The 10,136-nt window shown below is 65.8% G+C and carries 10 protein-coding genes and 1 pseudogene; 8 read left to right on the plus strand and 3 right to left on the minus strand.

All coding sequences use genetic code 11. The features are described from left to right. Positions 1-1,141, plus strand: a 1,141-nt coding sequence (locus VN856_RS27845; RefSeq protein ID WP_325695308.1) for a glucose-6-phosphate dehydrogenase, incomplete at its 5' end; no start/stop codon positions are given. A gap of 7 nt (positions 1,142-1,148) precedes the next feature. On the opposite strand, the gene VN856_RS27850 is transcribed toward VN856_RS27845, so the two are convergent. Further along, positions 1,149-1,880 (minus strand): FadR/GntR family transcriptional regulator, encoded by a 732-nt coding sequence (locus tag VN856_RS27850; RefSeq protein WP_325695326.1) that lies wholly within the window; start codon positions 1,878-1,880, stop codon positions 1,149-1,151. Positions 1,881-1,909: 29 nt separating this feature from the next. On the opposite strand from VN856_RS27850, the gene VN856_RS27855 reads away from it, so the two are divergent. Then, positions 1,910-3,403, plus strand: a complete 1,494-nt coding sequence (locus tag VN856_RS27855) for a carotenoid oxygenase family protein (RefSeq protein WP_325695310.1) — start codon at positions 1,910-1,912, stop codon at positions 3,401-3,403. Beyond that, positions 3,400-4,548: an acyl-CoA dehydrogenase family protein gene (locus VN856_RS27860; protein WP_325695312.1), complete on the plus strand. Its 1,149-nt coding sequence runs from the start codon at positions 3,400-3,402 to the stop codon at positions 4,546-4,548. Before VN856_RS27855 ends, VN856_RS27860 begins: the two co-directional genes overlap by 4 nt. A 12-nt stretch (positions 4,549-4,560) precedes the next feature. Here the strand turns inward: VN856_RS27860 and VN856_RS27865 are convergent, their stop codons facing one another. Beyond that, positions 4,561-5,145, minus strand: a complete 585-nt coding sequence (locus VN856_RS27865; RefSeq protein ID WP_325695314.1) for a DUF5666 domain-containing protein — start codon at positions 5,143-5,145, stop codon at positions 4,561-4,563. Positions 5,146-5,158: 13 nt separating this feature from the next. Here VN856_RS27865 and VN856_RS27870 point away from each other — a divergent pair, with 13 nt between their 5' ends. After that, complete coding sequence (locus VN856_RS27870; RefSeq protein ID WP_325695316.1) at positions 5,159-5,407, plus strand: hypothetical protein; 249 nt, start codon at positions 5,159-5,161, stop codon at positions 5,405-5,407. 82 nt (positions 5,408-5,489) lie between these two features. On the opposite strand, the gene VN856_RS27875 is transcribed toward VN856_RS27870, so the two are convergent. Then, on the minus strand, positions 5,490-6,239 hold the full coding sequence (locus tag VN856_RS27875) for a hypothetical protein (protein ID WP_325695318.1): 750 nt from the start codon (positions 6,237-6,239) through the stop codon (positions 5,490-5,492). A 126-nt stretch (positions 6,240-6,365) separates the two neighbouring features. Here VN856_RS27875 and VN856_RS27880 point away from each other — a divergent pair, with 126 nt between their 5' ends. The 4 genes and pseudogenes from VN856_RS27880 to VN856_RS27895 all read left to right on the plus strand — a co-directional run bounded on the left by VN856_RS27880 (position 6,366) and on the right by VN856_RS27895 (position 10,079). Beyond that, on the plus strand, positions 6,366-7,178 hold the full coding sequence (locus VN856_RS27880) for an MBL fold metallo-hydrolase (protein ID WP_325695320.1): 813 nt from the start codon (positions 6,366-6,368) through the stop codon (positions 7,176-7,178). 40 nt (positions 7,179-7,218) lie between these two features. Beyond that, positions 7,219-7,581 carry a thioredoxin gene (gene trxA, locus VN856_RS27885; RefSeq protein ID WP_325695322.1) on the plus strand — a complete coding sequence of 121 codons (363 nt, stop codon included), beginning with the start codon at positions 7,219-7,221 and terminating at the stop codon, positions 7,579-7,581. Between the two features lie 17 nt (positions 7,582-7,598). Beyond that, a pseudogene (locus VN856_RS27890) lies at positions 7,599-8,426 on the plus strand (enoyl-CoA hydratase); the annotation flags it as partial. Positions 8,427-8,450: 24 nt separating this feature from the next. Continuing rightward, complete coding sequence (locus tag VN856_RS27895) at positions 8,451-10,079, plus strand: ABC-F family ATP-binding cassette domain-containing protein (protein WP_325695324.1); 1,629 nt, start codon at positions 8,451-8,453, stop codon at positions 10,077-10,079. Positions 10,080-10,136 lie beyond the last annotated feature (57 nt).

Below are 10,136 nucleotides of genomic sequence, written 5' to 3' on the forward strand. Positions count from 1 at the left end.
TCTCGCGGCGATCCTGCGCGAAGGCGAGGAGAAGATTCGCGCCTTCTATCTCGCCGTCGGTCCGGACCTCTTCGCGGAGATCTGCCGGCGCGTCGGCGAGCATGGGCTGGTGACGCCGCAGACCCGCGTCGTCATCGAGAAGCCGGTCGGCTCCGATCTCCAATCGGCGCGCATGGTGAACGAGGCCGTTGGTGCCGTCTTCGACGAGGAGCAGATCTTCCGGATCGACCACTTCCTGGGCAAGGAAGCCGCGCAGAACATTCTCGCCTTCCGGTTCGCCAATGGCCTGTTCGAGCCGATCTGGAACCGCCAGTTCATCGATCACATCCAGATCGATGTGCCCGAGCGGCTCACCGTCGAGAACCGCGCCCAGTTCTACGAAGCGGTGGGCGCGTTCAAAGACATGGTGGTCACCCACCTGTTCCAGATCCTGGCCTTCGTCGCGATGGAGCCGCCAACCGAGTTGGCGTCGGAGGCGATCAGCAGCGAGAAGAACAAGGTGTTTCGCTCGATGCGCCTGCTCGACACCAACCATGTGGTGCGCGGGCAATACCGCGGCTACCGCGATATGCCCGGCGTCTCTCCGGAATCGGACACCGAGACGTTCATCGCGCTCAAGTGCGAGATCGACAACTGGCGCTGGGCGGGCGTGCCGTTCTTCCTGCGCACCGGCAAAGGATTGGCCGAGGGGCAGCGGATCATCTCGATCGCGTTCCACGAGCCGCCGCGCAGCATGTTCCCGCCGGGTTCCGGTGTGGGACAGAAGGGCCCGGATCACCTGACCTTCGATCTCGCCGACGTCTCGAGGATGTCGTTGTCGTTCTACGGTAAGCGGCCCGGGCCGGGCATGAAGCTGGACAAGCTCAGCCTGCAGTTCACCATGGAGGAGACCGGCCACGCCGACGATGTCCTCGAGGCGTATGAGCGTCTGATTCTGGACGCGATGCGCGGTGACCGCACGCTGTACAACACCGCCGAGGGCATCGAGCGACTCTGGGAAGTCTCGGCGCCCCTGCTCGAGGACCCGCCGCCGGTGCGTAGTTACGACATTGATTCGTGGGGGCCCAATGCGGTCCATCCGCTGATCGCCCCGCGCGCTTGGCGTCTGCCGTTCGAACGCGGTTGGCGCGGCAAGAAATAACGGCGCCTCAGCGCCAGGGCAGATCGTTGTTCTCGCCGCGCCATCGTGACGGCGGAATCATCGGCGCACCACGCAGTCCCGATGCTTCGACGTGATGCAACGCAGCCTTCAGATGCTGCTCCATTCGGCGCTGCGCCTTCTGTGGATCTTTGGCGTTGATGGCGGCGGCGATTGCGCGATGTGATTTGGCGGCCTCGTCGCGGTCATACTGACTGATGTTCTGCTCGGCGGCTGCCCAGCGCACCGCCTGCTCGATCGCAGCCAAAACGGTTGTCAGGAGCGGATTTTCGCTGGCCTGCACCAGCAGTTCGTGGAATTCGTGATAACCGGTGCCGTCGGGCGCGATACCGCGCTCGGCGACATCGGCGATGCGCTTACATTGTGGCGCGGTGGCGTGCTCGGCGACGTGGGCCGCGGCGGCGGGTTCGAGCATCGTGCGGAAATCCAACAGGTCACCCCATGTCGCGCCGGTGAGGGTGAACAACTGCACCAGCGAACGGGCGACCCGCTCGGGTTCCGGGTGACGGATCCGCACGCCGCTGCGTCCCTGGCTGGTCGCGGTGAGGCCCTCGGCATCCAGCAGTCGCAGCGCCATGCGGACCGTTTCGCGGCTGACGCCCAGTTGGGTGATCAGCTCACCCTCGGTGGGCAGGGAATCACCCGGTGCGAGCTCGCCGGAGAGAATCCGTCGCCGCAGAGTTGCGGCGACCACGTCGGGCGCGCGGGAGGGTCTTGTCATCGTCACGCCACTTAGTATACTAAGTGGCCATGGTGAATGTCCCGAATACCGCCGTGCTGACCGGAGCCTTCCGCCCGATGAGGTTCGAGGCGACAGTCGAGGACTGCGTCACGACGTTCGGTGAAATTCCCAAGGAGCTTTCCGGCGGGTTCTATCGGGTCGGGCCGACCTTCAAGCGACCCACCCGACAGGGCGCGAACGGACTGCTGGCGATGGACGGCATGGTGCAGGGCCTGACGTTCGACAACGGCCGGGCCGACTTCCGTAACCGCTGGGTCCGCACGCCCAAGTATCTGCTGGAAGATCGGCATAAGCGCGGGATGTTCTGCTGGACCGACGGCGACTGGACCGACTGGCGCAATATCGGCTTCGGCGCCGCCGTGCCCGACGAACACACCCGCGGAATTCCGCAGGGCACCAACAACATCAACTGCTTCCCGTTCGCGGGGGAGATCCTCGCATCGGGCGAGCAAGGCAGCCCGCCGGTGGCCCTGGATCCCATCAGCCTGCAGACCCGCGGCGTAGTCGGATGGTCGCCGCAACTATCCCGCGGGATCTTCGACAAGGCCGGCTACGGCGATGCGGCATTCACCGCGCACCCGAAATGGGACAGCGCCAGTGGCACGCTGTATGGCTGGGCCTACAGCAATCACAAGCCGTACGTCACCGTCCATGTCGTGCAGCCCGACGGTGCGGTCGCATCCCGAGAGCTCTGGGATGCGCCCTACTCCTCGGAAGTCCACGACATGTGGCTGACCCCGAAGTGGATGGTGTTGCCGTTTCAGGGTTTCGTCTTCGACCCGGACCGCATCGAGCGCGGGCAGGCGGTGCAGGGATGGCATCCGGAGCTGCCGACGATGCTGGCGCTGATACCACGCGACGACGTTGAGAATGGCGAGATCCGTTGGATCACAGCGGAAATCGGGCCGCAGTACGTCATGCACACGCTGGCCGCCGACGTCGACGGCGACACCCTGACCCTGGAAGCCCCGATCTTCGAGCGCCCGCCGTTCCCGCTGGACATCGATGGGTTCCAAGGCGAGGATGTCGCGCTTTTCTTCAACCTGGCCCGCAGCACGCTCGGACGCTGGACAGTCGACCTCGCCGCCGGGAGCGTGAAGTCCGAAATGCTCGACGACCAACCCTGCGAACTGCCCAAGGTCGACGAACGCTTCTATGGGCACGGCCAGCGTTGGGGATACCTGATCGGCGGCGACGCCAAAGGAACCGGCATGCGCATGCACAGCCTGGTCGCGCGGGACCGAACCACCGGCGACGAACAGCGGTACCGGCTGCGCAACGATCGCCCGTCGCTGGTGATGGAGCCGACCTTTGTGCCGCGCACTCCCGACGCGCCGGAAGGGGACGGCTACCTGATGGTCCCGATCTCGCGATGGACCGAGAACCTCGGCGAATTCGCCATTTTCGACACCGACGACATTACCGCGGGACCGGTCTGCCGCATCGAGATACCGTTCCTGCTCGGCTTCACCCCGCACGGACACTGGATGGACTTCCGATGATCCTGTCCGACGTCGAAGAAGCCGAACTGCGATCCTCGGTGCATGGGATCGTGGCCGGGTTCGGAAACGAATACTTCACCCGCTGCAGCGAGACTCTTCAGCACCCCACCGAACTGTGGGACGCCTTGGCCGCGGGCGGATTCGTCGGCGTGAACCTGCCCGAGGAATACGGCGGTGGGGGAATGGGATTGAGCGCGATGAACGTCGTCGCGGAGGAGGCCGCCGCGGCCGGCTGCCCGCAGATCATGCTGATGATCTCCCCGGGCATCGTCGGCAGCCTGTTGTCACGGCACGCCTCCCACGAGCAGAAGCGGCAGTGGCTGGCGCCGATGGCGGCGGGAACGATGAAGATCGCATTCGCGATCACCGAACCCGACGCCGGATCCAACAGCCACCAACTGGCCACCACCGCGCACCGCGACGGCGACAAGTACTTCATCAACGGGCAGAAGACCTACATCACCGCCGCGGATCAATCCGACGCCCTGCTCGTGGTCACCCGCACCGGCACCGATGCCCGAGGCCGCGCCCAACTCTCGCTGTTCTTGGTCGACCGTGACACGCCCGGCATCGACATGCACCGCATCCCGATGACGTTCGAGATCACCGACAAGTCGTTCACGGTGTTCTTCGACAACGTCGCCGTCCCGGCCGACCGGCTGGTCGGCGGCGAAGGCAACGGATTACGGGTCGCGTTCGACGGCATGAATCCCGAACGGGTGATCATCGCCGCGATCTGCAACGGCGTCAGCCGCTACGCCCTCGACAAGGCGGTGGCCTACGCCCGCGAGCGCACGGTGTGGCAGGTGCCGATCGGAGCTCACCAGGGCCTCGCGCATCCGTTGGCGGAAGCCAAGATTGCCCTTGAGGCCGCGCGGCTGATGACACGTCAGGCCGCCGCCAGCTACGACGCCGGCGCTGATGCCGGCGAACAGAGCAACATGGCCAAGTTCCTGTCCGCCGACGCGGCCATCCGCTGCCTGGATCAGGCCATCGAGGTGCACGGTGGCGCCGGCTTCACCCGCGAGGTCGCGCTGGCAAACATGTATGAGTTTGTCCGGCTGTTCAAAACCGTGCCGATCAGCCGCGAAATGATCCTCAATCACGTTGCGCAGCACAGCCTCGGGCTACCCCGATCGTATTGACGCGACCACGGGCTAGTGGCGGTGGTGCTTGCCGCCCAGTTGGGGGCAGCTGCCGTTGTCGGACTGTTGAACGGAGATGGTCGTCGCTTGCAGCGTGCCGCCGCCGTCTGTGGTGCCATGCGCTGCGATGCACTTGCCCTGAGCTATCGCCTGCCCGTCAGTGGTCGACTGCTTGGTGTATTTGGTGGTGTCGGTGACGGTCACGCTGGTTGGCGACGAATTGCCGCCTGCGTCAGGATTATTCAGGGTGATCGTGTTGCCTGTCACGGATGCGACCTGACCGCGTATTTGGTGATGCGCGGCGGGTGCTGCCGGTGGCGTGCCGGTCGGTCCGCCCGCCGGCTGGTTGGGCTGCGGGCATTTACCGTCGACCGCGGTGCTGACGCGTACCGATCGCGCGGTGATCGCGCCGCCCGCTGTCGAGGCGCCGTGGCGATCTGGATGCACGCTGATGCAGCTGCCAGTGGTGATGTCAGTCAATTGGGCCGGGGTGATCTCGGAGACTGCGGTCGACGGCGTGAAGTCGACGGTGGCCGGCCCGGATCGCTGGCTGACCTGAATCGTGTTGCCCGACACCGAGTCAATCAGCCCGTTCACCCAGTCCTTGCCCTTGGCCGACGCCGATGGCGACGACGATGAAGAGGGGGCGGGGCTGGTTGGATTCGCCGAAGTGGGCTTTGCATTATTGGACGCGCCACACGCGGCGACAGACAATGCGGTGGCGCCGGTGACTGCGAGCAGCGCGACGCGGGACAGTCGCGTGGTCGAGAAAGTGGCAGGCATCGAGGTCCTTTCGATCGTCGGCCGCAATCAGCAGAGCGGCTTTGGCAACGATCTTCACGATCGGCGGCGCCGCTGAGCGCAGGCTGGTGGGCGATTATGAACAAGCTGTGCGTGCAGCTAGACCGTGCGAAAGCGCTTGAACGAGGCGCGTTGTGGGCCTAGTGGTGGCGATGCAGCCACCAGGGGAGGTGGAAGTGGTGGTGCGGGCGACCCATCGGCGGACACGGTTCGAGGTCGATCGTCGCAGCGCGCAGCACACTGCCGTCCTTGGTTCCCTGCGCCGCCATGCACGTACCGTTCTGGACCGCTTGGGCATTAGTAACCGCGTGCTTGGTGTAGGTGGTCGTATTGGTGACGTTAACGGTGCTATGCGTTGTTTTGCCGGTGGAATCAACGGTGTTGACCTTGATGGCGTTGTCCGCGACGGAGTCCACAATGCCGTAAACGGCTGCGGCAGGCCCCGGTGGCGGCGGGCACCGGTGGGCTACCGCGGGGCTGATCTCCACGGATTCCGCGGTGATCGCACCGCCGGGAGCAGCGCTCTGTGGCGTCGACTTGACGTCGACGCAACTGCCGGGTTTCACGTCGGGCAGCGCAGCGGAGCTGAGTTCAGTGACCATCGTCTGCGGGGTGAAGTCCACGGTCGCCGCGCTCCGGTCCCGCTGGGTGAGCTGGATGGTGTCACCTGACACCGATCTGACCAGGCCCTCGATGTGATCTTTGCCCACCGGTGGCGGCGGTGGCGGCGGTGGCTTGGCCGCGGACGTCGGTTGGCTCGCCGCGGTGCCGTGCGGTGTGGAGTTCTGGTTGTTCGATGTGCCGCACGCGGCGATGGACAACGCGGTAACTCCGGCCAGTAGCAGGATTATCAACCGGGTCCTCGAGGGACCCGGCAAGGTGACGAACATCGACGCTTCTCCGAATCGCGGGCCTTTTTCCGCGCCGGGGATACCCGCTGCAACGAACGTCTAAGCACGCCGTGCATGCGCCCTCGTACCGTTCGCAGGGCAGGCCCAGCGAATTAGAGTTGGCCCATGTTTTGGCTGTGCAGAACATGCGGTGTCGAGCACAGCGCCGCATCGGGTGTGTGCGCGATTTGCTCCGATGAACGGCAATGGGTGCCAAGCGATGGTCAACTCTGGGCGACGCTGGACCAGCTCGTCGGCGAAGGAATGCGGTCGGTCGTATGGGATATCGAAGACGGGCTGGCGGCGATCGGCAGCGCTCCCGCACTGGGAATCGGGCAGCTGGGAAAGCTGGTGTGCTCGGACGCCGGGAACGTGTTGTGGGATCCGTCCGGCTTCGTCGACGACGACGCGGTGACCGCGGTGGCCGACCGCGGCCCGGTGATCGCGGTCGTCACCAGTCATCCGCACATGTTCGGCGCACAAGTCGAATGGAGCCGCCGGCTGGGCGGGGTTCCGGTTTACGTCAACGCCGCCGACGCCGACTGGGTGATGCGCCCCGACCGAGTGATTCAGTTGTGGTCGGACACGCTGGCGCTGACGCCCTCGCTGACGATCGTCCGGGTCGGTGGCCATTTCCCGGGCAGTTCGGTCGCCTGCTGGACCGACGGCGCCGACGGCCGCGGCGTGCTGCTGACCGGGGACACCATCTTCCCCAACCCGGACCGCCGCACCGTCGGTTTCCTGCGCAGCTATCCCAATCGCCTTCCGCTGTCCGCCGCGGTAGTGCAGCGCATGGCCGCCACGCTGGCCCCGCTGCACTTCGACCGGATCTACGGCCTCTTCACGAATGCCATCGACAGCGACGGCCACGCAGTGGTCCAGCGATCGGCGCAGCGCCACGCCGCATGGGTCCGTGGTGACTACGACCACCTGACCTGAACCTGGGAACACTCCGGCAGTTCGCTGCGTTGAGCAGGTCGTGACTACCCAAGACCTGACTGCCGCGCAGTTCAACGAAACGATCAACGGCAACGACATCGTGCTCGTCGACTTCTGGGCATCATGGTGTGGACCCTGCCGCCAGTTCGCGCCCACCTTCTCCGCCTCGGCGGACAAACACCCCGACGTGGTGCACGCCAAGGTGGACACCGAAGCCGAGCAAGAGCTTGCCGCGGCCGCTCAGATCCGATCCATCCCGACGCTGATGGCCTTCAAGAAGGGCAAGCTGGTCTTCAACCAGGCGGGCGCGCTGCCGCCGGCCGCGCTGGAAGATCTGGTTCAGCAGATCAAGGACTTCGACGTGGACGCGGCGATGGCCGCCAACCAGGACGACCAGTCCTGAGCTAGACCGGCACGAGGGCGGGTTACCGTTCAACGGTGAGCATGGTCCTCGTCGAACATCCGCGGCCGCATGTCGCGTTGGTCACCCTCAATCGGCCCGAGCGAATGAACTCCATGGCGTTCGACATCATGGTGCCGCTGAAAGAGGTTCTGGAGAACCTCACCTACGACAACTCGGTACGGGTCGTCGTGCTGACCGGAGCCGGCAAGGGCTTCTCGTCGGGCGCCGACCACAAATCGGCCGGCAGCGTTCCGCATGTTCAAGACCTCACCCGGCCCACCTACGCGCTGCGCTCGATGCAGGTCCTCGACGACGTCATCCTCGCGCTACGGCGGCTGCACCAGCCGGTGATCGCCGCGGTCAACGGCGCGGCGATCGGAGGCGGACTGTGCCTGGCGCTCGCCGCGGACATCCGGGTCGCGTCGCACGGGGCGTATTTTCGGGCCGCGGGGATCAACAACGGGCTGACCGCCAGCGAGCTGGGCTTGAGCTATTTGCTGCCGCGGGCCATCGGGTCGTCGCGGGCTTTCGAGATCATGCTGACCGGTCGCGACGTCGACGCCCAGGAGGCCGAGCGGATTGGGCTGGTATCCCGTCAGGTGCCCGACGACCAACTGCTGGAGACCTGTTACGACATGGCCGAGCGGATCGCCACGTTCTCGCGGCCCGGCGTCGAGTTGACCAAACGCACACTGTGGAGTGGACTGGACGCCGCTAGCCTGGAAGGGCACATGCAGGCCGAAGGTCTGGGACAGCTCTTCGTCCGCCTGCTCACCGGCAACTTCGAAGAAGCGGTTGCCGCGCGCGCCGAGAAGCGCCCGCCGGTGTTCACCGACGACAAGTAATAAATCCGCCCAAGGAGAGTGACCGTGATCACGGCTACGGACCTCGAGGTCCGCGCAGGAGCGCGCACGTTGCTCTATGCCGACGGCACGGCGCTGCGGATACAGCCGGGGGACCGGATTGGGCTCGTCGGTCGCAACGGCGCGGGCAAGACAACAACGCTGCGCATCCTCGCCGGCGAGGGGGAACCGTACGCGGGCACCGTGGCACGCACCGGCGAGATCGGTTATCTGCCGCAGGATCCCAAAGAGGGTGACCTCGACGTCCTTGCGCGCGACCGGGTGCTCTCCGCACGCGGACTGGACACCCTGCTCACCGATCTGGAAAAGCAGCAAGCCTTGATGGCGGAGGTCGCTGACGATGCCGCCCGTGATCGGGCGATCCGCCGCTACGGCCAACTCGAGGAGCGCTTCGCCGCGCTCGGCGGCTACGGCGCCGAAAGCGAAGCGGGCCGGATCTGCGCGAGTCTCGGATTGCCCGACCGCGTGCTGACCCAGCAGTTGCGCACGCTGTCCGGCGGTCAGCGCCGCCGAGTGGAGTTGGCCCGGATCCTGTTTGCCGCATCCGACACCGGCGCCGGATCGGCGACCACATTGCTGCTCGACGAGCCGACCAACCACCTCGACGCCGATTCGGTGGGCTGGCTCAGGGATTTCCTGCGCAACCACACTGGCGGGTTGGTGGTCATCAGCCACAACGTCGACCTGCTGGCCGATGTGGTCAACCGGGTCTGGTTCCTCGATGCGGTCCGTGGCGAAGCCGACGTCTACAACATGGGCTGGCAGAAGTACCTCGACGCCCGCGCCACCGACGAGCAGCGCCGCCGCCGCGAGCGCGCCAACGCGGAGAAGAAAGCCACCGCGCTACGCGCCCAGGCCGCGAAGATGGGCGCCAAAGCCACCAAAGCCGTTGCCGCGCAAAACATGCTGCGCCGTGCCGACCGGATGATGGCCGCACTCGACGCCGAGCGGGTGGCCGACAAGGTGGCCCGGATCAAATTCCCCAGCCCGTCGTCATGTGGACGGACACCGTTGACCGCCTCCGGGCTGACGAAGAATTACGGCTCGTTGGAGATTTTCACCGGGGTGGATCTCGCGATCGATCGAGGCTCTCGGGTGGTCGTGCTCGGGCTCAACGGCGCGGGCAAGACGACGCTGCTGCGGTTACTGGCCGGCGTCGAAGAACCCGATGCCGGGTCGATGGAAGCCGGACATGGTTTGAAAATCGGCTATTTCGCGCAGGAGCACGACACCCTCGACGACGCCGCGACAGTGTGGGAGAACATTCGCCACGCCGCGCCGGATTCCGGCGAGCAAGAGCTGCGGGGTCTGCTCGGTGCATTCATGTTCAGCGGCAGCCAACTCGACCAGCCGGCCGGGACGTTGTCCGGTGGAGAGAAGACCCGGCTGGCGCTCGCCGGCCTGGTGGCTTCGACTGCCAATGTGCTGCTGCTCGACGAGCCGACGAACAACCTCGACCCGGCCTCGCGTGAACAGGTGCTCGACGCGTTGCGCAGCTACGCCGGAGCGGTTGTGCTGGTCACGCACGACCCGGGTGCCGCCGAAGCGCTCGACCCGCAGCGCGTCGTGCTGCTGCCGGACGGAACCGAGGACCATTGGTCCGAGGACTACCGGGACCTCATCGAGTTGGCTTGACCGCTTGGACCCCTAGGTGTAACAGGCGATTTCGTCAAAGCGGCCCGCCAGCCGACC

Origin of the sequence: Mycobacterium sp., assembly GCF_035603715.1 — a bacterium.
Lineage (GTDB): Bacteria > Actinomycetota > Actinomycetes > Mycobacteriales > Mycobacteriaceae > Mycobacterium.